Genomic DNA, 22787 nt, shown 5'->3' on the forward strand with positions numbered 1-22787 from the left:
TGGCGCCCGTCGTCGGCGGTTTCTATTTCGGGGCTGTGATCGCAGGTGTCGCACGGGCGTGCCGCGCCGGCGGGCACCGTGTCGTCGCGGTGCAGACGTATCGCGCCGGGCTGGAGCGCGAGCCCGTCGTCGCGCCTGATGACGTGCCCGTGGCGATCGACGCGGTCGACGGGCTCGTCGTGCTCTCGGGTGCGCTGCCGCACGACCGGCTCGCGGCTCTCGAGCGTTCCGGCATCCCCGTGGTGCTGGTCAGCGAGGAGGTCGCGACCGGCACCGCGCCCGTCGTGCTGCCCGACAACGCGCACGGCGTGCGCGCGTCCGTCGAGCACCTCGTGGCGCACGGGCACCGCGCGATCGGGTTCATCGGCTGTCTCACGCAGCGAGACATGCGCGAACGTTTCGACGCATATCGCGAGACCTTGCTCGCCAACGACATCGAGCCCGACGAGGGCTGGGTGTACGCCGCGAGCGACAACAACGAGCTCGGCGGCCAGACCGCCGCGCGCCTCATGCTCGCCGACGGCATGCGCACCACCGCCGTCGTCGTCGCGACCGACCGGAACGCCTCGGGCTTCGTCGCCGGACTCCGCCAGGCGGGCCTGTCGGTCCCGCGCGACCAGGCGGTCGTCGCCTTCGACCACGCGGACTTCGGCGCACGGCTCACGCCGCGCCTGACGACGGTCGACGCGCACTTCGACCGTGTCGGCGAGGCCGCGGTGCGGCTCCTGCTCGCGCGGCTGCGCGGTGAGGCCGTGCCGGTGGGCGAGCACCGCACCCCGACGTCGCTCGTCGTGCGCGAGTCCTGCGGGTGCACGCCGCTGCGCCGGATCGAGGACTCGGGTGGTGACTGGCGCGACGAGCTGCTCGACCTCGTGCGTACCGCGTTCGCGGGCGGTCGCGTGACGGTGCCCGTGCAGCACGGACCCCGCCCGGGGCACCGTGAGGGCCACGTCGACGCGCGCGGCGTCCGCGGCGGAGAGCGGCACGAGCGCCGCTCGCCGCAGGAAGCCTGGTGGCGAGCGATCGTCGAGCCGCTGACGGCCGCCCGCACCGGGGTCCAGCCGGACGACCTCGCGATGTGCCGGCTCACGGAGCTCACCACGGGGCTGCAGCCCTACCCGGACGCGCTCGAGCTCCTCGTCGCGGTGGTCCGTCGCGCGCACGACGCGCTGCTCGCCGGCGACGACCTCGACGCGGCCGCCCGGACCGCGGTGGAGCGCGCGACGACCGAGGTCATCCTGGCGCTCACGCGCGGGTGCACGACCGCGCTCCTGCAGCGCTCCGGCCGCCTGGAGTCGACCCTCGTGCACCAGTACGAGGTCGCGACCGACCTGCTGCGCAGCGACGGCGCGGACCCGCGCACGCTCGACTGGCTCCCGCGCTCCCTGCGGGGGCGCGCGTGCCTCGCGCTGTGGGCGCCGGGGACCGAGCCCGGGCCGGACCGCCCGCTGGAGATCGTGGGAGTGCGTGACGGCTCGGGCGGGCTCGCGCGTCTCGTCGGGACGCGGACCGTCCCCGCCGAGTTCCCGCCGGCGGCGATGCTCCGCGGCGGCATGACGGCCGAGGCGACGTTCGTCGTCCCCGTGACCTGCGGGAGCAGCGACTGGGGGCTGCTCGCGCTCGAGGGCGCCGTCGACACGCGCTCGACGACCGCGCGCGACCGCGCGAACCACTGGGCGGCGCTCCTCGCGGTCGCACTCGACCAGCAGAGCATGCTCGAGTCGCTGCACGAGCAGCGGATGCAGCTCGAGCAGGCCGCTGCGCGCGAACGTGCGCTGGCCGACGCGGTGCGCGCGAGCGAGGAGCACTACGCGCTCGCGTCGATGGCCGCCGACGACGGCACGTGGGACTGGGACGTCTCGGCCGGGACGGTGTACTACTCGCCGCGCTGGAAGAGCACGCTGGGCTACGACGACGAGGCCGTCGGCTCGTCGCCCACCGAGTGGCTCGAGCGTGTGCACCCCACCGATCGCGACGAGGTGTCGACGGCGATCGCGGCGGCCCTCGCGGGCGTCGACACGACACTCGAGTTCGAGCACCGCGTGCGGGCGGCCTCCGGGCAGTACCGCTGGCTGATGTGCCGCGCGATGACGGTGCTCGACGAGGCCGGCTGCCCCGCGCGGCTCGTCGGGACGGTCGTCGACGTCACCGAGCGCAAGCAGGCCGAGCTCTCGCAGCAGCGCGACGCGCTGCGCGAGTCGGAGACCGGCCTGGCGACGCGTCTGCTCTTCGTCGACCGGCTGGGTGCCGCGGTGGTCCGCGCGCACCGCGTGCACGAGTTCGACTGCGCGCTCGTCGTCGTCCGGCTGCCCGCCGTCGAGGCGCCCGGTCGGGGCGATCCCGGACCGACCGTGCGTCAGCTCGCCGAACGGCTGCAGGCGGCCGTGCGTGCGGGGGACACCGCGGCCCGGATCGCCGAGGACCAGATCGCGCTGCTCCTGGAGGACACCGCGGGCGCCGTCCCGGTCCGGGTCCGGCGCGTCGTCGACGCCCTCGAGGCCGAGCTCGGCGAGCGCATCCGGGTGGGCATGGTGCCCAGCGTGCGCGGCTGCGCCGACGCGGCCGCGGTGCTCCGCGAGGCGGACATCGCGCTCGCGCGCTCGGCCGCGTCGGCGGCGGTGGTGCGGACGCCGCGCTGACGGCGGCGTCCGCGGACCGGGCCGATCGCCCGGCGACGCGGGCGGTCGTCGGGCGATCGGCCGGCGATCGGTGCGCGGGCCGATCGCTTGCGGCTGAGGTCGTGACGGTCAGGCGATGACCGTCACGCGGTCTCGGGCCTGCCGGCCGTCGTCAGGAGCGGGCGCGGGACGGGCCGTGCCCGACGTGCCCACGGCTCGCACCGTGCCCCGGACGCGGACCCGGACCGGAGTCGAGGCGGATCCGCAGCGGACGCCCCGCGACCCGGGCACGCGACAGCCGGTCGACCGCCTCGGGCGACAGCCCGCCGGGGATGTCGACGAGCGCGAAGCTCGAGAAGATGTCGATCTTGCCGACGTCGGCACCGGTCAGGCCGCCCTCGCCCGTCAGCGCGCCGACCAGCGCGCCCGGCTGGAGGCCGTCGCGGTGCCCGACCGCGACGCGCCAGCGCGGCGGACCGCCCGCGATGTGGGTGTTCGTGCGACGCCGCTCGTGACCGGTCGCGTGCCCGTCGCGCAGGTGCCCACCGGAACGCTCCGGGCGCTCGGGCGTGACCGCCGCGCGGGCCAGCGCGTCGTCGAGATCGTCGGTCGCGCCAGGACCCGGGTCGCCCACGGCGAGGGCCAGCACGGTGGCGAGGAGCTGGTGGACGTCCACCGGGCCGTCCGCGGCCTCGAGGTGCGCCGCGACGGCGTCACGGTAGACGTCGAGGCGCCCCGCCTCGGCCCGCTTCGGCACCCGCTCGAGCAGCGCGCGCACCTTGTGGGCGCTGACCTCGGCGGGAGAGGGGATCGTGACCTGTTCGAGCGACGTGCGGGTCGTGCGCTCGATGACGCGCAGGCGTGAGCGCTCGGCCGGCGTGACGAACGTGAGGGCGACGCCCTCGCGACCCGCCCGGCCCGTACGGCCGATGCGGTGGACGTACGTCTCCGGCTCACGCGGCACGTCGTAGTTCACGACGAGGCCGAGGCGGTCGACGTCGAGACCACGTGCGGCCACGTCGGTCGCGACCAGCACGTCGAGCGCGCCGCTGCGCAGGCGCTCGACGATCTTCTCGCGGTCGCCCTGGGCGACGTCGCCGGAGATGAACGCGGCCGACACCCCACGCTCGACGAGCGCGCTGCCGAGCTCCTCGGCGGCGCCACGCGTGCGGACGAAGACGATCGCCGCGTCGGCGTCGGTGACGGCCAGCACGCGGGCCAGCGCACCCGCCTTGTGACGGTGGGGGACGACCGCGTACGTCTGGCGCACGCTCGTGACGGTCGACGACTGGCGCGCGACCGTGACCTCGAGCGGGTTCACCAGGTGCTGGTCGGCGATGCGGCGGATGGGGGCTGGCATCGTCGCGGAGAACAGGGCGACCTGACGCGTGCGCGGGGCGCGGTCGAGGATCTTGTCGACGTCCTCGGCGAACCCCATGCGCAGCATCTCGTCGGCCTCGTCGAGCACCAGGAAGCGCGCCTGGTCGAGCACGAGCGAGCCGCGCTCGAGGTGGTCGATCACGCGGCCGGGCGTCCCGACGACGACCTGCGCGCCGCGCTGGAGCGCGCGCTGCTGGGGCAGGAACGGCGCGCCGCCGTAGACCGGCACGACGGTGATGCCCGGCAGGTGCTGCGCGAACGAGGCGATCGCCTCGGACACCTGCATCGCGAGCTCACGGGTCGGGGCCAGCACGATCGCCTGGACGGCGCGCAGCTCGGGATCGACCGCGGCGAGCAGCGGGAGGCCGAACGCGGCGGTCTTGCCGGTGCCGGTCTGCGCGACGCCGAGCAGGTCGCGACCGTCGAGCAGAGCGGGGATCGCGCGCTCCTGGATCGCCGAAGGCGTGCGGAAGCCGAGGTCGTCCACGGCGCGCTGGAGCGCGTCGGGCAGACCGAGGTGGTCGAAGGTGATCGACGACGCCGCGGCGGGCGTCTGCGACGTCTGGGTGGACGTCTGCGGGGTCGTGGGGGCGTGCGAGGGCAGGGTGGTGCCCGAGGGCAGCGACATGGAGGGCCGTTCCGGTCGAGGGAGGACTGAACCGGCGCCCGGATGGCGCACGGCTGTCGCAGCCCCGACACAGGGCACCGGGAGGGGTGCCACTCGCACGAGACGCCCGCTCCGCCGGCTCACCGGCGGCGGTCGTCATCACCTTGCTCACATCTGGGGGACGCGACGAACTCCGCGATCGAACCGATCCTACCCGGGCCGGCCGCGAGCGGCGAGGAGGGGACGACGACGGCGCGCGTGAGTTCGCGCACAGCGTCCGGCTCGACAGCGCCGCCCGCCAGCGCGGCCGGGCCGCGCCGCGCGGCTACAGCCCCCGGGCCGGCCCCTCGATCGCGGGGCACGCGTCCATGACCACGTCGAGACCCGCCGCGGCCGCGCGGGCGGCGGCGTCCTCGTCGATCACGTCGAGCTGCAGCCACACGGCACGCGCGCCGCGCTCGATGGCCTCGTCGACCACCGCACCCGCGAGCCCGGCGTTGACGAACACGTCGACGACGTCGACCGTGCCCGGCACGTCGGCGAGCGTCGCGTAGCCGTGCTCGCCGTGCACGGTCGGCGCCGCGGGGTGCACCGGCACGATCGTGTGACCGATGCGCTGGAGGTAGGCCGCCACGCCGTACGCGGCGCGCGACGTGTTCGTGGACAGACCGACGACCGCCCAGCGCCCGGGCGTGCGCAGGAGCCGGTCGACGACCGCGGGATCGTTGGTGTGCACGTCGTCAGACTGGCACGCCGGTGCCGGACCTGCGAGGGACGTCCGGCCCGACCACGTCCGGCCCGACCACGTGCTGCCCGACCACGTGGCGGTCCGGCGCGGGCCCCGGTGCGTCCCGCGCGGTGCGCCGGGCCGACGGTCCGCGCCGCATAGGATCGGCGCGCAGCAGGACGAGTCGACAGGAGAGTGCCCGGGCGTGACCGAGCAGGCGCAGCAGCCAGTCCGCGGTGACCAGGAGCCGCAGGTCAGCACGCGCGTCCTCACGGTGCCCAACGTCATCAGCCTCGTCCGGCTCCTGCTGGTGCCTGTGTTCGCGGTGCTCATCGCCACGGGTCAGGACGGCTGGGCGGTGCTCGTCCTGGGCGTCTCGGGCGCGAGCGACTGGCTCGACGGCGTGCTCGCGCGCCGGCTCGGACAGGTGACGCGGCTCGGCCAGCTCCTCGACCCTGCGGCGGACCGCCTGTTCATCGCGGTCACGCTCATCGGCCTCGTGTGGCGCGGCGTCGTGCCGCTCTGGCTGCTCGTCGTGATCCTCGCGCGCGAGGTCGTCCTCGGCGTGATGCTCATCGTGCTCGGTCGCGCCGGCTTCCCGCCGCCGCAGGTCCACCTCGCAGGCAAGGCCGGGACCTTCGCGCTGCTCTACGCCTTCCCGCTGCTGCTCCTGGCCTCGTGGGACTCGTGGGTCGGCACCGTCGCCGAGGTCGCGGGCTGGGCCTTCGCGCTGTGGGGCGTGGGCCTGTACTGGTTCGCCGGTGCGCTGTACCTGATGCAGGCGCGTCGCCTCCTGGCCGCGCAGCCTCGTCGGACGCACGCGGGCGAGGCGCCGGACGAGGCGCACGCATGACGACGCGGCACACCACGCCGGCGCAGGGCCGCAGGCCCGACGCCTCGATGACCCTGCTCAACGAGGTCTACAGCACGTCCCTCGACGAGGGGTACGCCCTCGTCGCCCGACGCCGGGAGGCCGGGCAGGCGCCGCGCCCACGAGCCGCCCGCCGCGGCGTGACGCTCGTGGTGGCCGTCGCCGTGGGCCTGGCGTCCTCCGCCGCGGCGCTCGCGCTCCACCAGCCGACCGCCGCCGCGCAGCGGGCCCGCGAGCTGCTCGAGTCGAGCATCGTCGAGCGCAACGACGAGGTGAGCGCCCTCCAGGAGGAGGCGGCGACCCTCAGCACGAACATCGCCGCGCTGCAGGCGGCGCTCGTCGGGTCGGGCAGCACGGAGCTGCAGGAGTCCGCCACGGCGGGTGCCGTCGAGGCCGGCCAGGTCGCCGTGACCGGACCGGGCCTGCGCGTCGAGCTGTCGGACGCTCCGACCGCGCAGACGGACGCCTCGGACGACGACTCGCGCGTGCAGGACGTCGACCTGCAGATCGTCGTCAACGGGCTGTGGGCCGCGGGCGCCGAGGCGGTCGCGATCAACGACCAGCGTGTCACCGCGACCACCGCGATCCGCAGCGCCGGCAGCGCGGTGCTCGTCGACCTCGTGCCGCTGTCGGGTCCGTACCGCGTCGAGGCGCTGGGCAACCCGGTGACGCTGCAGACCGGCCTCGCGCAGGGGACCGCGGGGCAGCTGCTGACGGCGCTGAGCTCGAACTACGACATCGGGGTGGACATCTCGCGGCAGGACGCGCTCGCGCTGCCGGGCGTCGGTCAGGTCACGCTGCGGCACGCGACGGTCCCGGAGGGCGCGCTGCCCGAGGCGCTGCGCCCGACACCGGAGGCGTCCGCCCCGGCGCCCACCTCGTCGCAGGAGCGCACGCCGTCGTCGCAGGTCGGGGTGTCCGCGCAGGGCCTCACGGGCCGAGCAGGCGACGCGACCGCACAGGCGGTTTCGTCGAGCGGCGCGCGTGTGGCAGGGTCGGCGCAGCACGCAGCCACGGACCACGGGACCGTGGCCCGGCCGGGGGAGGACCGCCAGTGATCGCCGTCATCGGGCTCGTCGTCGGCGTCGTCGCGGGGCTCGTCCTGCAGCCCACCGTGCCGCCCGAGCTGCAGCCGTACCTGCCGATCGCCGTGGTCGCGGCGCTCGACGCGATCTTCGGCGGCGTGCGCGCGATGCTCGACGGCATCTTCGACGACCGGGTGTTCCTCATCTCGTTCCTGTCGAACGTGATCGTCGCCGCGCTCATCGTCTTCCTGGGCGACCAGCTCGGAGTGGGCACGCAGCTGTCCACCGCGGTCGTCGTCGTCCTCGGCATCCGCATCTTCTCGAACGCCGCTTCGATCCGACGGCACCTGTTCAAGGCCTGACGATGACCGACGCACGCGACGCGACGCCCGGCCGGGACGCCCCCGACCGGGACGACGACGCGCGCGACGAGCTCCCGGCCGCCACCCCGGCGTCGGGCGGGCCGGGGGACACCCCGGACGTTGCAGGCCTCGCCTCCGACCCGGCACCCGACGACGACCCGGCACCCGCCCTCGTCCCGGCACCGGACGCCAACGCCGCGGCGCAGCCGTGGGACGCGCCCGGTACCGACACGATCGGTGCCGACGCGACCGACTCCGACCTGACCGATGACGGCGCCGTCGACGACGACACGGCCCGCGACGAGTCGCCTGTCGCCGTTCCGGAGATCTTCGTGCCCGCGGATGACGCGACGCCCGGCGACGCCGCGACGCACGACGACGCGGCACCGCAGGACGAGCACGGCGTGGCGGCAGGGCGGTCCGACGACGACGCCTGGAACGACGCGATCGCGCGTGCGGCGCAGGAGGCGGCACGCGACCCGCGCGCGCAGACCCCGTTGGCGGCCCTCGTCGCAGCAGAGGTGACGACGACGGACGGCGCACGCCTGCAGGGCGGTCCCGGGGCCGGCGCCGAGGGGCCCGACACCACCGACCGGAGAACCGTCGAGGTCGACACCGCCGACGCCGACCTCGACGGGCACGACGACGAGCCGTCCTCGGCCCGTGACTCCGCAGGTGACGGCGCCCCGAGCGGATGGGCCGTGCTGGCCAGGGCGATGGCGCCGCGGGCCAACCGGTCGCAGGTCGTCGCGGGCGTGCTGTGCGCGCTGCTCGGCTTCGCTCTCGTCGTCCAGGTGCGGCAGAACGACGAGAGCGCGTTGTCCGGCCTGCGTCAGTCGGAGCTCGTCCGCATCCTCGACGAGACGACCGAGCGCGGCGACCAGCTGCGCCGCGAGGTCGCGGAGCTGCGCGGCGAGCGTGACGACCTGGCGTCGGGCTCGGACCGGCACGCGGCCGCCATCGACTCGCTGCGCCGCAGCGCGATCACGCAGGGCATCCTGTCGGGCAGGCTGCCTGCGCAGGGCCCGGGCGTGCGGGTCATGCTGATCGACCCCGACGGCGACCTGCAGCCCGTCACGATGCTCAACATGCTCGAGGAGCTGCGCAACGCGGGTGCCGAGGCGATCCAGCTCAACGACCAGCGCGTGACGGCGAGCTCGTCGTTCACCGGGACCCGGGGACACGTGCTGCTCGACGGGGTGGAGCTCGAGGCGCCGTACGAGTGGTTCGCGATCGGCGACCCCTCGACGCTGTCGATCGCCCTGCAGATCCCCGGCGGCGCCATGGCGACGGTGCGTGGGACGGGGGCGACCGGGACGGTCGAGGAGCAGGACGAGGTCGAGATCACCGCGCTGCGGCGACTGCCCGAGCCGAGCTACGCGACACCGGCGCCGCCGGAGGGCGGATGACGGCGGGACGTACCGGGCAGGACCTGGACGGAGGGCTGCGCTCGCGCGCGGCGTTGCATAGGGTGGGGCGATCGAGTCACGGCCTGACGAGGGGTCGACGACGGGCTCGACGACGGACACAGGAGGCCATATGACCGACGACGAGCGGACCTCGCGCGCCGCCGGCCCCGAGACGACCGTCAACTTCGGTCAGGTCGGCCCTGTCGAGATCGAGCAGGGCGCACCGGTCGGGCTGACGGCCGACGAGTCGGCCGCGGTGCAGGCACTGCCCGCGACGTCGGCCCTGCTCGTGATGCAGCGCGGCCCGAGCGCGGGCGCGCGCTTCCTGCTCGACGCGGACCGCACCGTCGCGGGCCGCTCGACCCAGGCGGACATCTTCCTCGACGACGTGACGGTCTCGCGCAAGCACGCGGAGTTCGTCCGCGAGGGTGCGCAGTTCGTCGTGCGGGACATCGGCTCCCTGAACGGCACGTACGTCAACCGTCAGCGCATCGACCAGGCGGCGCTGCGCTCGGGCGACGAGGTGCAGATCGGCAAGTACCGCATGACGTTCCACCCGAGCCCGCACCGCGAGGACGCATGACCCGCTCCAACGGTGGCCGCGCGTGAGCACGGCTCCGCAGACGCGTGCGCGCCAGCTGCCCGCGGACGCCGCCCCGGCGGTCCCGGAGGCCGGCGAGCACGAGCCGTGGCCCCGCGGCATCTCGCGGCGCGCGAGCATGCGCATCTCGGACGTGCTCGCTGCGCTCCAGATCGAGTTCCCGGCGGTCACGCCCTCCAAGCTGCGCTTCCTCGAGGAGCAGGGGCTGGTCGAGCCCGTCCGCACGCCCTCGGGCTACCGCCAGTACTCGCCGGCGGACGTCGAGCGCCTGCGGTTCGTGCTGCGGCAGCAGCGGGACCGCTACATGCCGCTCAAGGTCATCGGCGAGCGCCTCGCCGCGCTCGACGCGGGCGCGGAGGACGAGCCGACGCCGCGGGCCCGGCTCGCGGCGGCCGACGGTGTGCTGCGGCGCCCGGACACGCGCGTGTCCGCCGAGGCCCTGGCCGCTGACGCCGGGGTCGAGCCGCACCTCGTCGCGGAGCTCGTCGAGGCCGGCGTCCTGACCCCCGGACCCGGGGGAGGGTTCGAGCCGTGGGCGCGCGAGATCGTCGTGACCGCCGCGGCGCTGGCCGAGCACGGCATCGACGTGCGGCACCTGCGGCAGTTCCGCACCGCGGCCGAGCGTCAGGCGGACCTCGTGGCGCAGGCGGTCGCGCCGTGGCGCGGCCAGCGCAACGCGTCCTCGCGTGCGCGGGCGGCGACCATGGCCGCGGAGCTCGGTGAGCTCTGCGCGCGGATGCACACGGCGCTCGTGCGGTCGTCCGTGGCGGACCTGCTGCCCTGACCCTCCGGCGCCGGGACCGTCCTCGACGTGCCGCGCTCGCGTCGGGCGCAGATCGGCGCGTCTGGTCGTAGCGTGGTCCCCGTGGACCCGGATCTCGTCGTCGTCGAGGTGGTCGGCGTGCGTCGGCACCCGACCGTGGACGAGAACGTCGTGCTGCTGCTGGACCCCGAGTCGGAGCTCGTCGTGCCGATCCTCGTCGGGCCGCACGAGGCCGGGGCGATCGCGTCCGCGCAGGCCGGTGTCGTCCCGCCACGCCCGATGACGCACGACCTGCTGCGCGACCTGGTCCTCGCCGAGGGTGACGAGGTGCGCCGGGCGGCGATCACCCGGCTCGAGGACGGTGTGTTCTACGCGGAGCTGGAGCTGGGCAACGGCGCGCGCGTGGACTCGCGTGCGTCCGACGCGATCGCGGTCGCGCTACGGTTCGGTATCCCGGTGCTGTGCTCCGCCGAGGTGGTCGCGGTCGCGGGCGTCGAGGTGCAGCACGGCGATCCGGACGACGCGGTGGAGAAGTTCCGTGAGTTCCTCGACCGGGTCACACCGGAAGACTTCGAGAAGGGCGACGGCCCGTAGCGGGCCGGGTCACGCGGCCGGCACCGCACGAACCTTCACCCTCAGGTTGAACTTCAGACACGCCGACCGCGACACGCCCCGCGCGTCGTTGCGTCGGGGGACCCACGTGCCTAGCGTTACCTCAGGCGCGGTCGGGCGAGTGCACGGCTCATGCGCGATGAGTGGAGGAAGCGTGGCCAACGAGAACGCGGAGAACGTCCCGAGCGTCCCGCAACGCGCGCAGGGCCTCCTGTTCGACGACGACCTGCCCGACCTGGACACCGCGACGGGCTACCGCGGCCCCACCGCGTGCCGTGCCGCCGGCATCACGTACCGCCAGCTCGACTACTGGGCTCGCACGGGCCTCGTCGAGCCCTCGATCCGGCCCGCGACGGGCTCGGGCACCCAGCGCCTGTACGCGTTCCGCGACATCCTCGTGCTCAAGGTCGTCAAGCGGCTGCTCGACACGGGCGTCTCGCTGCAGCAGATCCGCACCGCCGTCGGCCACCTGCGCGAGCGCGGGGTCGACGACCTCGCGCAGATCACCCTCATGTCGGACGGCGCCTCGGTCTACGAGTGCACGTCGGCCGACGAGGTCATCGACCTGGTGCAGGGTGGGCAGGGCGTCTTCGGCATCGCCGTCGGCCGCGTGTGGCGCGAGGTCGAGGGCACCCTCGCCGAGCTGCCCACCGAGCGCGCCGAGGACGAGGCGCAGACGCCGGCGGACGAGAACCCGCACGACGAGCTCGCGATGCGTCGTCGCGCACGCTCGGCCGGCTGACACCGCCGGCGACGACCTCACGAGACCGCCGGTCGCGCGTGCGCACCGGCGGTCTCGTCGTCTGTCCGGACGGCCGGGGAGCGGGTGCCAGGTCATGACGCGCTGGCGCTCACCCCCGCCGGTGGCCCGGGGCCGCCGGGTGCTACCGACGAGGGGCGCGCAGCGCGCGGTCGAGCAGCGCGTCGAAGATCCCGGAGAGCTCGGCCGCCGCGGCGCCGGGCCAGGCGTGCACGGGCTGAGCCGCTCCCTGCGCCTGCTGGAGCGCGGCGCGCTCCGGCACCGACGGGCTCAGGAGCAGGGGGCCGTACAGGTTGCCCAGCTCCTCGAGGCGGTACGCCTGCTCGAGCGAGCGCGCACGCACGCGGTTCACCGTGATCCCGAGCGGCTGCAGCGCCGGCGCGGGACCGCGACGCAGCTCGTCGATCGTTCGCATCGCGCGGCCGACCGCCATGACGGCGAACAGCCCGGGCTCGGTGACGACCATCGCGCGGTCGCACGCGGTCAGCCCGGTCCGGGTCAGCGAGCCCAACGACGGCGGGCAGTCGACGAGCACGAGGTCGTAGTCGTGCACCCACGACAGCGCGAACCGCAGCCGGTCGAGGTCGTCGTCGCCGAGGCGGTCGTGCCGCGCGTTGCGCTCCGAGCCGACGAGCACGTCCAGCCCGGCGTCGGCCCACGTGCTCGCGACGGTGGCCGCGGCCACGGTCTGCGCGTTCGGCGCGTCGAGCACGTCGGCGATGTCGCCACCCTCGGGACGTGCGCCGAGCGACATCGTCACGTCGCCCTGGGGATCCATGTCGACGACCAGGGTGCGCAGCCCCCGTTCGAGGGCCGCGGAGGCCAGACCGAGCGTCACGGACGTCTTGCCGACGCCACCCTTGAGGCTGCACACACCGAGGACGAGCACCGGGCAACCGTATCCGGTGCGGTACGTCACGTGCGTCAGCAGACGGCGTGTGCCGTGGACGCAACGGACGAATCGGGGCGTGGCGACGTGCATCGACCCTGGTGAGAGCGGACACTGGCGCCATGACTGCGCGACTGACCCGGTGGGGCCATTCCTGCGTCCGGGTCGACGAGGGCGACCGGCACCTCGTGATCGACCCGGGGGCGTTCTCCGACCTGGACGCTGCCCTCGACGGCGTCGGCGCGATCCTGGTGACGCACGAGCACGTCGACCACCTCGCCGTGGACCGGGTCGCATCGGTCGTCACCGGGGGAGTGCCGCTGTGGGGACCGCGCCCGGTGCTCGAGCTCCTCCGCGCGGCAGGCGCCCCCGAGACGCACCTGCACACCGTTGCTGGGGGCGACCACTTCCAGGCGGCGGGCTTCGAGGTGCGGGCCCTGGGGGAGTGGCACGCGATCGTCCACCCCGACATCCCGCGCATCGCCAACGTCGCCTACCTCGTCGCAGGCGTCCTGCACCCCGGCGACGCCCATGTGCAGCCCGCCGACCCGCCGGACGTGCTGCTGCTGCCGGCCGCCGCGCCGTGGCTGCTGCTCGCGGACGCGATCGACAACGCGCGCGACGTCCGCGCCCGTCGCGTCATCCCGGTCCACGACGCCACACTGAACGAGACCGGCCTCACGCTCGTGCACGGCCTCGTCGGACGGCTGGTCCGCGAGTCCGAGCTCGTCGCGCTGGGCACGGGGGAGTCGATCGAGCTGCACGACGAGGGGGTCTCCGCATGACCGAGCCGCACGTCCCCGCTCCCGAGCCCGGGCGCACCGACGAGGTGCCCCTGCTCGAGGAGGACGAGACGGTCCCACCGCGCCCCGAGGAGGAGATCGCGGACGTCGCCCGGTCGGAACCCGACCCGCTCGGGCATGGCGGTGGCGTCTGAGCTCGTCGGCGTACGGCATCCTGTGAACGTGCAGATCTCCCTGGCAACCGAGGACGACTGGGCGCGCGTCCGCGACATCCGCCTGCGTGCGCTCCGCGAGGACGCCTTCGCCTTCGGCTCGTCGCTCGAGCGCGAGGAGCGCTTCAAGGAGAAGCACTGGCGCATGCGCGTCCGGACGGTGCCGACGTGGCTCGCGTCGGCCGACGACGGGACCGTCCTCGGCCTCGTCTCGATGCTCCAGGAGCCGGGTTCGCCCACGGACGACCGCCACGTGGTCAGCCTCTGGGTCGCACCGGAGTCCCGCCGCCGCGGTATCGGCTGGGCGCTGCTCGACGCGATCCGGCAGGCGGCCATCGCCGACGGCGCACGCACCGTCTCGCTGTGGCTCGTCGACGGCAACAACGCCGCGGGGGACCTGTACGTCCGCGCCGGCTTCGCCCGGACGGGCGAACGCATGGCGCTCCCGCGCGACCCGGACGTCACCGAGGAGCGCTACGTCCTCAAGCTGCCTCGCCACCGCTGATCCACGCTGGCAGACTGCCGAGATGGAACGGGTCCTGGGGATCGGTGGCTACTTCATCCGGGCGGCCGACCCGGCGGCACTGGGCGCGTGGTACCGCGACTGCCTCGGGCTGGACGCCGACGAGAACGGTCTGTGGCATCCGGAGCCGGGGCCGACGGTGTTCGCGACCTTCGAGCGCGAGACCGACTACCTCGGGGCTCGGGACCAGCGCACGATGCTCAACTTCCGGGTCCGCGACCTGGACGCGATGCTCGACCAGCTGCGCGCCGCGGGAGCGGACGTGTCCGCACAGACGCAGGAGATGGCGGACGTGGGCCGGTTCGGCTGGGTCACCGACCCGGAGGGCAACCGCATCGAGCTGTGGCAGCCGGCGTGAGCGAGGCCTCGTCGCGACCCGGCCCGCTCGACGTCCTCGAGACCGCGCGCCTGGTCCTGCGAGGTCGACGCGCCGACGAGGCCGTGATCTACCGCGAGCTGTGGCTCGAACGCGACCCGCGGGTGCCCGCCCATCGACGGATCGACCGGGACGGGCGGCCGACGGTCGACGAGATCGCGGCGCACGTCCGTGCGGAGACCCAGGCACCCGGCCTCGGTCTGCTCGCGGTGCAGCGCAAGGAGTCCGGCGACGTCATCGGCTACTGCGGGCTGACGCCTCGGGGGAGCGGCGCGCCCGGTGAGCCCGAGCTCGCCTACGAGCTGCTCCGCGCCGCTCAGGGCCGTGGCTACGCGACCGAGGCCGGCCGGGCCGTCGTCGCGTGGGCGCTCGACGCCGGGATCCCGCGCATCTGGGCCGAGGTGTGGGACTGGAACGTGGCGTCCCGACGCGTCCTGACCAAGCTCGGGTTCCGCGAGACCGCCCTTGTGACGCAGACGTCGCTCCACGGTCGCAGCCTGCTGACCGTGTGGGAGGAGTGAGGGGGTCCGCTCAGCCGTTCTGACATAATGTGCATTATCGGCGATTGCAGCATGCTGCGGTGGGACCAGAGATCTCCGCCTGCCGGGACGGATCGCCCGATCAGTCCGGGCGCATTCGCCGAGAACCACTCGAACGCCACCTCATGGCCGCGCGACGCCGAGCCGATGCGTCGGCGTGGGTATGGATCCGTGGCTCTCGCAGCGCTACGGCGGCGTGCGCAGGTCCGTGCGCACCCGCGCGTCGTCCGTCCGTGCACAGACGCCCAGCAGGCGCGCCCGGCGGGACGCCGACCGTCTGCTCGACGCGCTCGACCGCGAGCTGCGTGCGCGTCGCGCCCGGCGCCGCGCCACCGTCCTCATCGGCGCGATCAGCGCGGCTGTCGCGACGGCGCTCGTCGGGCACGCTCTCGGCCTGCTGTAGCGCACGATCCACGCGACGGCGCGACGCCGCCGTGACGTGTCCGCACGCTGGCGTCGGAACCGACGTCGCGCCGCGCAACCGGTGTCGTACAACTGTTCGAACCGCGGTGCTGCGTCGTTCGACGGCGACGGCGGCTGCTGGCACGCTGCACGCATGAACGACCGACCTGCGACGTCCCTGCCCGCCGTCGACCGGGCTGCCGCCGACGCGTTCTGGGCGGCCTACAGCGCCGCCCACCCCAGCGCGGCCGCCGGTGCACCGGAGTACACGGTCGAGTACTTCGGCGACTCCCCCAGGCTCGCCGACCAGCTGCTGCGCGCCGTCACGCACGGCCCCAAGCGCGCGACCGCCGAGCTCGTCGACGCGTACGTCGCGGGCGGAGACCTGCTGCCGCGGATCGGCGGGCACTGGATCGCGTGCGACGGCACCGGCCGGCCCGCCGCGATCTTGCGCACGACCGACCTACGGCTCGCGACGTTCGACGAGGTGGACGAGGCGTTCGCGTACGACGAGGGCGAGGACGACCGGACGCTCGAGAGCTGGCGGCGTGAGCACCGCCGGTACTGGACGCGGACGTGCGCCGCGCGCGGGGCGACCTGGTCCGAGCAGGACGAGATCGTGTGCGAGCGGTTCACGGTCGTGTGGCCACCCGAGCTCGCCGACGAGCCGACGTCGCATGAGCGGTGAGAGCGAGCACCTGAACCGCCGGCTGCTGCGCGCGCGGGACGCGATGGACCGGCGCCACGGCAGGGACTTCGGCATCCGCGACCCGTTCGGCAACCACGTGCGCATCGGCGACGTCCGACCCTGACGAGCGCGCCCTTCGGTGCGCCGCCACGGGTCAAGCGGTCGTGGCCAAGGCCTCCGCGATCATGCGGTGGCCCTGCGCCTCGAACGCCTCGTCTCCGACCTGGAACGCCCACGCCGCGGTTCCGACCGCCTCGCGCAGCCGCACACGCGCCCATGCGGTCGGTTCGCGTGGATCTGCCCCGTACCCGTCGAGGAACGCGTGCTCGAGCGCCGGGTCGCGCCCGAACTCCTGTGCGGCGAGCCGGGCGAGATCGACCATCGCGGGCCGCAGCGCGGCCCGACCGAAGTCGATGACGCGCACCACTCCCCCGTCCACGAGCCAGTTGCGGGGCTGCCAGTCGCCGTGGGTCGGCACCACGCGCGCGGGTGGGGTCGGCCAGGAGGCGACGACGGCGCGGATGTGCTCGACCACCTCGTCGTCCACCCGGTGCGGCGAGTCGAGCCACCGCAGCAACCGCGCGTTCTCGCGATGCTCGTACTCGTCGTCCAGGACAGGCTCCTGCGCGTGCAGCGCTGCGAGGAGCTCGCCCGCCTGACGGTAGGTCGCGGGGTCGGCTGCGGCGGGCGTGGCGAGCGCGAGGTCGCCGGGGAGCCACCTGGTGACGAGCAGCTTGGCTGTGCGGTCGGCACGGACGAGCTCGGGGGCGCGCCCCGCGGCGACCCAGGGGCCCAACCACTGCTCGTGCGCCGTGATCTCGCGCGCGAGGTGGTGGTCCGCGTCGTCGCCCGCCTTGACGACGAGGCGTTCGTCGTCGTGGGCGACCTCGAGCACGGTCGTGCCCACGAGACCCCAGCTGTGGTCGCGTAGCACCCGAGCGCCGGGAAGCCACCGCTCCACCAGCTCCCGCTGGCGAAGGCTGAGGCGATGGTGGTCGAGCGGCACCGACCGATCCTAGGACGGGCGGACGCGGCCGAACCGGCGAATGGGCGTGACCGGAGCCCGCGGATCCGCCAGGGTCGCGTGCATGGCGAACTGGGTGACGGCGGACGAGATCACGGCAGCACGCGACGCGTTCGAGCTCGCGATCGACGGCTGGGAGCGTCCCGTGGCGCACGGCGTGGGCCTCGTTCCGTCCGACGCGCCCGGGCCGCTCCCCGAGCACTTCCCGCTGGTCAACGCCGAGGGGCACCTTCTCCCGGGGGTCGTCGTCGCGCACGTCGTCGGCCACGCGTCCGGGACCGCCGCCTACCGGCTCACCCGTGCGCAGCTCGAGCGGGCCGTCGCGATGCTGCAGCCCGCCGAGGCGTGCGAGGTCTACCAGCACCCGAACCTGTGGACGTGGCGGGACACCTATCTCCCGGCGCTCGACGCCGATCCGGGCGCCACGCTCGTCGCCGTGTTCCTGGGCGACGAACCCGAGCACGCGCCGGACCCGGCGATCGACGCGTTCCGCGCCGCACGCACGAAGCGCTGAACGTCGCGATACGACCGGGAGCGCCGCCGCCGACGTGCGGCGCTGCGGGTGCTCGTGGTCAGCCGTCGAGCGCCTCGCCGAGGTTCGTCACGGTGACGTCGGCACCGAACCCGCCGCCCCACCGGCTCGTGACGGTGTACGCCGCCGAGCAGCCGGCCGCTCCCAGGGCGGGGGGTGCCACGCCCACCGCTGCGGCCACCATCCCGACGGCACCGGCCGCCCCCAGCGCCGCCGCCACTCGCGCCCGGTACGCCCTCGTCCGCCGCATGAGCGCCAACCCACGAGCGCGCCGCCGCGGCGCGGCAGGGCTGCGTCCACCCGCTTGCGGGCGCACATCGATTCGTCGTCGCGCCGGACGCGTGTCCGCGACCCGACCCCAGGCCCGCGGACCGCTCCCCCGTCCACCGCCGGGGCTGGGCGTCCTGCGGCCGTCGGTGCGGCTCTGCGACCGTGCGGCCATGACACGACGACCACCGCACACCTGGGACGCCGACGGACCGGACGACGACCTCGCGGACCTCGCCGCGCTCGTCGGCACCCGCATCGCCTCCCCTGCTGCGGCCGCGCGGCTGGTGCAGGATCTCGTCGGGCCGGAGGCCTACGGGCCGCCCGCGCTGTGGTGCGTGCTCCTGGACGCCGACGACCGCGTGCTCCCCCTCGTCCTCGCGATCAGCGAACGACCGCTGGCGGTCTCGGACGGCTTCGCGCAGTACCTCGCCGACGACCTCGCCGCGGTGCTCGAGCAGCACGCCGTGGGCGGTTCGGTCGTCGTCGCACTGGTCGGCGATGGCGACGAGGACGTGTGCGGGCAGCTGAGCTGGGTCGTCGAGCTCGAACGCACCCTGGGCGGAGCCGGGGTGCCGATGCACGCGATCGTCGCGGTCGGGCCGCACGGCCCGGCCGTGCTCGCCCCGGTGTAGAGCGGTGTGAGCTCAGCCGGCGTGAGGGTCAGGCGGGGTGAGCCGCGGCCCACGCGTGCGTCAGGCGGGAGCGACCTCGTCGATGGCCGCGAGCTGCTCGAGGTCCGGCTCCCACAGGATCGAGGCCACGTTGGCGTGCAGCTGCTCCGGCGTGCGCGCACCCGCGATCACCGACGCCACGCCGGGCTGCGCGGCGAGGCCGCCGAGCGCCAGCGTGGCGAGCTGGACGCCCCACTCGTCGGCGAGAGCCGCCAGCGCCTCGATGCGGTCGAAGTCCGCGCCCGCCAGCCGCTCCGGCAGTCGCGTGAGGCGCGCGCCCTCGGGTGCGCTCTCGCCGCGGCGGTACTTGCCGGTGAGCAGGCCCGAGGCGAGCGGCGTGTACGGGATGAGCCCGACCCCCGACGCCTCGACCGCGGGCACGAGCTCCGCCTCCGCACGGCGATCGAGCAGGCTGTAGCGGTTCTGCGCCGAGACGAACGGCGTCAGGCCGCCCGTCCGGGCGGTCCAGTCGGCCTGCACCACCTGCCACGCGGCGAAGTTCGACGAGCCGATGTACCGCACCTTGCCCTCGACGACGAGCTCGTGCAGCGCGGCGAGCGTCTCCTCGACGGGTGTCCCATCGTCCGGGGCGTGCATCTGGTACAGGTCGATCCAGTCGGTGCCGAGCCGCCGCAACGACGCCTCCACCGCACGACGCACGTACCGCCGCGAGCCGCGCGCACCCCAGTCCGGCCCGTTGACGCCCGCCATGTCCAGGCCGAACTTGGTCGCGATGACGACGTCGTCGCGCCGCCCGCGCAGCGCCGCACCGAGCAGCTCCTCGCTCCTGCCCGGTGTGTCGCCGTAGACGTCCGCGGTGTCGAACAACGTCACACCCGCCGAGAGTGCGGCGTCCACCAGGGACGTGACACCATCGTCAGGAAGCGTCGCGCCGAACGTGTTGCAGCCGAGTCCTGCGGTCGAGACGACCAGTCCCGAGTCGCCCATCCGGCGGTACGTCATGTCGGTCGGTGTCGAGGTCGCGGACATCACTCCTGCACAGTAGGCCCCCCGGGCCGCTCCGCGTGCGTTCACGATCCCTTCACGTCACGCTGGAACACTGAAGAGCTCTCCACCGTTGAGCCCGGTGGAACTCATACTCGACGAGCCGCGATCCGGCACGGAGGTCATTCTCATGGCGAACAGGTCCCTGCGCGGTATGCGCATCGGGTCGCAGAGCATGGAGACCGAGGAGGGCGTCGACTTCGCCCCTCGCCTCCAGGCGCACTACGACTGTCCCAACGGGCACACGATCATCCTCCCGTTCTCGGTGGAGGCGGATGTCCCCGTCGTCTGGGAGTGCCGGTGCGGTGCCGAGGCGCTCCTGCGGGACGCGTCGAAGCCCGAGGCCAAGGCGACCAAGCCGGCCCGCACCCACTGGGACATGCTGCTCGAGCGCCGCACGATCGGTGAGCTCGAGGAGCTCCTCGACGAGCGCCTCGACCTGCTGCGCGCCGGCAAGCTGCGCCGCAGCGCGTGACCGACCGAGCGCCGGGTCGACCCGGCGCCTGACCCGGCTCAGCGCCCGACGGCCTGGCCCTCGCGGCCGCTGCGCGTCACCTTCCTGAACGCTCCCGCCACCCGGCGGGAGCGTTCTGCTATCCCCCACCGGGTGACGTTCACGAGGGCCTCGACGACGATGTCACGGCTCATCTTCGACGCGCCGAGCTCGCGCTCGACGAACGTGATGGGCACCTCGACGACGCGCGCGCCCGCGGCGAGCGAGCGCAGCGTCATGTCGATCTGGAAGCAGTACCCGCGCGACGCGACGTCCCCGAGCGCGAGCTCGCGCAGCAGGTCGGCGCGGTAGGCGCGGAACCCGCCCGTCGCGTCGCGGACCGGGATGCCGAGCAGCAGTCGGGTGTAGGTGTTCGCCCCGCGCGAGAGGACCTCGCGGTTCTTGGGCCAGTTGACGACGCTCCCGCCGGGAACCCAGCGCGAGCCGAGGACGAGGTCGGCGTCAGGCAGCGCGGCGAGCAGCGCCGGCAGGTCCTGCGCGCGGTGCGAGCCGTCGGCGTCCATCTCCACGATCACGTCGTACGAGCGCTCGAGGGCCCACCCGAAGCCCGCGACGTACGCCTTCCCGAGCCCCTGCTTGGCGGTGCGGTGCAGGACGGAGACGGACCGCGCGACGCCCGCGTCACGCTCGTCGGCCGCGATCTGCTCGACCAGCTGCCCGGTCCCGTCGGGTGAGCCGTCGTCGACGACGAGGACGTCGGCGTCGGGCACGTGCTCGCGCAGTCGCGACAGCGCACCGGGGATCGACTCCTTCTCGTTGTACGTCGGGACGACGACGAGGACTCGTGCACTCACGCGGGCTCCCCCCGGTTCGTGCCGCGCAGGCGCGCGGCTCCTACAGCCCCGAAGAGCACGGCGCACACGGCCAGGGCGTCGATGCCCCAGGCCGGCCACGCCCCGAGGCGCGTTGCCCACGTCTGCGACGTGCGCAGCGGAAGGGTAGCGATCATCTGGTCCGCAGTGAACAGCTCCGTGCTCTGGGTGAGCGCTCCGTTCGGCTGGATCACACCGCTCACGCCCACCGTCGAGATCTGGACGGTGGCCCGTCCGTGCTCGACGGCGCGGATCCGGGACATCGCGAGCTGCTGGGTCGACTCGTCGGACCGGCCGAACGTCGCGTTGTTCGTCTGCACGACGATGATCTCGCCCCCGGCCCGGACGGCGGACCGCACGAGCGCGTCGTAGGCGACCTCGAAGCAGATCACGTCGCCGATGCCGACGGTGCGGCCGAGTCGCTCCGACGCGAGCGGGATCACACCCTCGCCCTCCCCCGGCAGCATGTCGCGGGTGACGCGGTCGACCGCGGACGAGAACAGGCGCGCGACGGAGCGCAACGGGATGTACTCGGCGAACGGCGCCGGGTGGCGCTTCGAGTAGGTCGCAACCACGCCTTGTTCGGGCTCCCACAAGACTGAGGTGTTGTATCGCCCGCCGGACTCGGGGTACTCGACCGTGCCGACGAGCATGGGCGCGCCGACGGCCTGGGCGGCGTCGTCGATCGCGGTCGCTGCCTGCTCGTCGACCTGCGGGTCGATGTCCGTCCCGTTCTCCGGCCAGAGCACCAGGTCGAGCTCGCCGGGCTCGACCTGGTCGAGCAGCGCGTGCGTGCCCCGCACGTGGTTGTCGAGCACCACGGCACGCCGTCCGAAGGCGTCGAGCCCCTGCCCCGGGACGTTGCCCTGCACCGCGCCGACCTTCAGCGTGCCCGCCTCCGCGCCCGTCGGCAGCGGCACCGAGAAGCCCACGAGGACCAGCAGCACGGCCGCGAGGGCGCTGCTCGCCGCGGTGACCAGGCGTGCGTGGCGCAGGGCGATCAGCGCTCGGCCCAGGAGCACGCCGCCGGCGCAGACGACCGCGCTCAGCAGCGGCACGCCGCCGATCGCCGCGAACCCGAGGACCGGCGAGTCCGACTGCGAGAACGCCAGGCGCCCCCAGGGGAACCCGCCGAACGGCCACGCCGCGAGGCCCTCCTCGAGCGCGACCCAGATGACGACGAACACGGGCAGCTGCCACCAGGGGCTGCGCCAGACGGCCTCGCCCCGACGCGCCCACGTCCAGGCGGCACCGAAGACCGCGACGTACGCCGCGCACGCGAGCGAGAGCATGAGCCACGGCACGGGACCGACCGCCTCGTCGGCCCACGTGATCAGCGCGGGGTAGAACGCGAGCCCCCAGAGCAGCCCGACCAGGGCGTTCCAGCGCGCGCTGTCGCGCCGTAGCGCCAGGTAGAGCAGCGCCATGCCGAGGAACGCCGCCGGCCACACACCGGGTCCTGGGAAGGCGACGCGCGTCGCCAGGCCTCCGGCCACGGCGAGCAGCAGCGTCCACCATCGGGGCGGTGAGGCGGTGGGCACCGCGCCAGCCTAGGCGAGAAACCGAGGCGTGCCGGACGCCGCATCGAGGACCACTCGGCTGTGCCAGGAGGCAGGTCGGCGCTCGGTCAGGCCGTCCGGGCCGACCGACCGGCCCGCGTGTCCTTCGTACCGGTCGCGCGCCAAGCGCGACGACCGTTGTCTACTGAACACGCGGGCCCGGCCGGAGCCTGTGGGACCACCGCCGGACGGCGGCCCCGCTCCTGGGCGGTGGCTGGTGCGACCGGCTGGTGACCTCCTCGTCACGACACCCCCTGGGCGGCGGGTCACCCGGAAAACTACCGCTCTCAGAA

General features: G+C 74.3%; 28 protein-coding genes. 20 read left to right on the forward strand and 8 right to left on the reverse strand.

Going from position 1 to position 22787, the window contains the following annotated elements:
- Positions 1-89: 89 nt before the first annotated feature.
- Complete coding sequence (locus tag CPE01_RS03175) at positions 90-2639, forward strand: substrate-binding domain-containing protein (protein WP_246783695.1); 2550 nt, start codon at positions 90-92, stop codon at positions 2637-2639.
- A 151-nt stretch (positions 2640-2790) separates the two neighbouring features.
- On the opposite strand, the gene CPE01_RS03180 is transcribed toward CPE01_RS03175, so the two are convergent.
- Both CPE01_RS03180 and CPE01_RS03185 read right to left on the reverse strand, forming a co-directional pair.
- Entirely contained in the window at positions 2791-4626 is a 1836-nt protein-coding gene (locus CPE01_RS03180; RefSeq protein WP_146805184.1) for a DEAD/DEAH box helicase, read from the reverse strand.
- A 304-nt stretch (positions 4627-4930) separates the two neighbouring features.
- On the reverse strand, positions 4931-5341 hold the full coding sequence (locus CPE01_RS03185; protein WP_146805185.1) for a CoA-binding protein: 411 nt from the start codon (positions 5339-5341) through the stop codon (positions 4931-4933).
- Between the two features lie 196 nt (positions 5342-5537).
- Here CPE01_RS03185 and clsA point away from each other — a divergent pair, with 196 nt between their 5' ends.
- The 8 genes from clsA (at position 5538) to CPE01_RS03225 (ending at position 11717) form a co-directional block, all read left to right on the forward strand.
- Complete coding sequence (clsA, locus tag CPE01_RS03190) at positions 5538-6185, forward strand: cardiolipin synthase ClsA (RefSeq protein WP_146805186.1); 648 nt, start codon at positions 5538-5540, stop codon at positions 6183-6185.
- Positions 6182-7261, forward strand: a complete 1080-nt coding sequence (locus tag CPE01_RS03195; RefSeq protein WP_246783696.1) for a DUF881 domain-containing protein — start codon at positions 6182-6184, stop codon at positions 7259-7261. The genes clsA and CPE01_RS03195 overlap by 4 nt, the downstream gene beginning before the upstream one ends.
- Positions 7258-7590 (forward strand): small basic family protein, encoded by a 333-nt coding sequence (locus tag CPE01_RS03200; RefSeq protein ID WP_146805187.1) that lies wholly within the window; start codon positions 7258-7260, stop codon positions 7588-7590. Before CPE01_RS03195 ends, CPE01_RS03200 begins: the two co-directional genes overlap by 4 nt.
- A gap of 2 nt (positions 7591-7592) precedes the next feature.
- On the forward strand, positions 7593-8999 hold the full coding sequence (locus CPE01_RS03205; protein WP_146805188.1) for a DUF881 domain-containing protein: 1407 nt from the start codon (positions 7593-7595) through the stop codon (positions 8997-8999).
- A 130-nt stretch (positions 9000-9129) separates the two neighbouring features.
- The gene (locus CPE01_RS03210; protein ID WP_146805189.1) at positions 9130-9582 is read left to right on the forward strand and encodes an FHA domain-containing protein; all 453 of its coding nucleotides are present in this window, start codon (positions 9130-9132) and stop codon (positions 9580-9582) included.
- A gap of 22 nt (positions 9583-9604) precedes the next feature.
- Positions 9605-10384 carry a transcriptional regulator FtsR gene (ftsR, locus tag CPE01_RS03215; protein ID WP_371861972.1) on the forward strand — a complete coding sequence of 260 codons (780 nt, stop codon included), beginning with the start codon at positions 9605-9607 and terminating at the stop codon, positions 10382-10384.
- An 81-nt stretch (positions 10385-10465) separates the two neighbouring features.
- Complete coding sequence (locus CPE01_RS03220; RefSeq protein ID WP_246783697.1) at positions 10466-10957, forward strand: bifunctional nuclease family protein; 492 nt, start codon at positions 10466-10468, stop codon at positions 10955-10957.
- Positions 10958-11114: 157 nt separating this feature from the next.
- On the forward strand, positions 11115-11717 hold the full coding sequence (locus CPE01_RS03225) for a MerR family transcriptional regulator (protein ID WP_146805191.1): 603 nt from the start codon (positions 11115-11117) through the stop codon (positions 11715-11717).
- 142 nt (positions 11718-11859) lie between these two features.
- On the opposite strand, the gene CPE01_RS03230 is transcribed toward CPE01_RS03225, so the two are convergent.
- Positions 11860-12624: a ParA family protein gene (locus tag CPE01_RS03230; protein WP_146805192.1), complete on the reverse strand. Its 765-nt coding sequence runs from the start codon at positions 12622-12624 to the stop codon at positions 11860-11862.
- Between the two features lie 122 nt (positions 12625-12746).
- On the opposite strand from CPE01_RS03230, the gene CPE01_RS03235 reads away from it, so the two are divergent.
- The 8 genes from CPE01_RS03235 (at position 12747) to CPE01_RS16875 (ending at position 16231) form a co-directional block, all read left to right on the forward strand.
- Complete coding sequence (locus CPE01_RS03235) at positions 12747-13409, forward strand: MBL fold metallo-hydrolase (RefSeq protein WP_146805193.1); 663 nt, start codon at positions 12747-12749, stop codon at positions 13407-13409.
- The gene (locus CPE01_RS16325; protein WP_186811388.1) at positions 13406-13561 is read left to right on the forward strand and encodes a hypothetical protein; all 156 of its coding nucleotides are present in this window, start codon (positions 13406-13408) and stop codon (positions 13559-13561) included. Before CPE01_RS03235 ends, CPE01_RS16325 begins: the two co-directional genes overlap by 4 nt.
- Before the next feature lie 28 nt (positions 13562-13589).
- Positions 13590-14084, forward strand: coding sequence for a GNAT family N-acetyltransferase (locus tag CPE01_RS03240; protein WP_146805194.1), 495 nt, complete (start codon positions 13590-13592; stop codon positions 14082-14084).
- 22 nt (positions 14085-14106) lie between these two features.
- Positions 14107-14460 carry a VOC family protein gene (locus tag CPE01_RS03245; RefSeq protein ID WP_146805195.1) on the forward strand — a complete coding sequence of 118 codons (354 nt, stop codon included), beginning with the start codon at positions 14107-14109 and terminating at the stop codon, positions 14458-14460.
- Positions 14457-14999 (forward strand): GNAT family N-acetyltransferase, encoded by a 543-nt coding sequence (locus CPE01_RS03250; protein ID WP_146805196.1) that lies wholly within the window; start codon positions 14457-14459, stop codon positions 14997-14999. The genes CPE01_RS03245 and CPE01_RS03250 overlap by 4 nt, the downstream gene beginning before the upstream one ends.
- A gap of 175 nt (positions 15000-15174) precedes the next feature.
- A complete protein-coding gene (locus CPE01_RS03255) occupies positions 15175-15420 on the forward strand; it encodes a hypothetical protein (RefSeq protein WP_146805197.1) in 246 nt (81 codons plus the stop codon).
- A 153-nt stretch (positions 15421-15573) separates the two neighbouring features.
- Positions 15574-16107: an ASCH domain-containing protein gene (locus CPE01_RS03260; RefSeq protein WP_146805198.1), complete on the forward strand. Its 534-nt coding sequence runs from the start codon at positions 15574-15576 to the stop codon at positions 16105-16107.
- Positions 16097-16231 (forward strand): hypothetical protein, encoded by a 135-nt coding sequence (locus tag CPE01_RS16875; RefSeq protein WP_281285094.1) that lies wholly within the window; start codon positions 16097-16099, stop codon positions 16229-16231. Before CPE01_RS03260 ends, CPE01_RS16875 begins: the two co-directional genes overlap by 11 nt.
- A 30-nt stretch (positions 16232-16261) precedes the next feature.
- Here the strand turns inward: CPE01_RS16875 and CPE01_RS03265 are convergent, their stop codons facing one another.
- Entirely contained in the window at positions 16262-17014 is a 753-nt protein-coding gene (locus CPE01_RS03265; protein ID WP_246783698.1) for a phosphotransferase family protein, read from the reverse strand.
- Positions 17015-17195: 181 nt separating this feature from the next.
- Between CPE01_RS03265 and CPE01_RS03270 the strand changes: the two genes are divergently transcribed.
- On the forward strand, positions 17196-17645 hold the full coding sequence (locus tag CPE01_RS03270) for a hypothetical protein (RefSeq protein ID WP_146805199.1): 450 nt from the start codon (positions 17196-17198) through the stop codon (positions 17643-17645).
- A gap of 58 nt (positions 17646-17703) precedes the next feature.
- Here CPE01_RS03270 and CPE01_RS16330 read toward each other — a convergent pair whose 3' ends face one another.
- A complete protein-coding gene (locus tag CPE01_RS16330) occupies positions 17704-17826 on the reverse strand; it encodes a cellulose binding domain-containing protein (protein WP_186811389.1) in 123 nt (40 codons plus the stop codon).
- Between the two features lie 277 nt (positions 17827-18103).
- Here CPE01_RS16330 and CPE01_RS03275 point away from each other — a divergent pair, with 277 nt between their 5' ends.
- On the forward strand, positions 18104-18565 hold the full coding sequence (locus tag CPE01_RS03275; protein WP_146805200.1) for a hypothetical protein: 462 nt from the start codon (positions 18104-18106) through the stop codon (positions 18563-18565).
- Between the two features lie 60 nt (positions 18566-18625).
- Here the strand turns inward: CPE01_RS03275 and CPE01_RS03280 are convergent, their stop codons facing one another.
- Positions 18626-19594: an aldo/keto reductase gene (locus CPE01_RS03280; RefSeq protein ID WP_371861973.1), complete on the reverse strand. Its 969-nt coding sequence runs from the start codon at positions 19592-19594 to the stop codon at positions 18626-18628.
- Between the two features lie 145 nt (positions 19595-19739).
- Here CPE01_RS03280 and CPE01_RS03285 point away from each other — a divergent pair, with 145 nt between their 5' ends.
- Positions 19740-20084: an RNA polymerase-binding protein RbpA gene (locus CPE01_RS03285; RefSeq protein WP_146805201.1), complete on the forward strand. Its 345-nt coding sequence runs from the start codon at positions 19740-19742 to the stop codon at positions 20082-20084.
- 38 nt (positions 20085-20122) lie between these two features.
- Here the strand turns inward: CPE01_RS03285 and CPE01_RS03290 are convergent, their stop codons facing one another.
- A complete protein-coding gene (locus CPE01_RS03290) occupies positions 20123-20917 on the reverse strand; it encodes a polyprenol monophosphomannose synthase (RefSeq protein ID WP_146805202.1) in 795 nt (264 codons plus the stop codon).
- Positions 20914-22476 carry an apolipoprotein N-acyltransferase gene (gene lnt / locus CPE01_RS03295; protein ID WP_146805203.1) on the reverse strand — a complete coding sequence of 521 codons (1563 nt, stop codon included), beginning with the start codon at positions 22474-22476 and terminating at the stop codon, positions 20914-20916. Before lnt ends, CPE01_RS03290 begins: the two co-directional genes overlap by 4 nt.
- Between the last annotated feature and the right edge of the window lie 311 nt (positions 22477-22787).

The organism is Cellulomonas persica (assembly GCF_007989825.1).
Taxonomy (GTDB): domain Bacteria; phylum Actinomycetota; class Actinomycetes; order Actinomycetales; family Cellulomonadaceae; genus Cellulomonas; species Cellulomonas persica.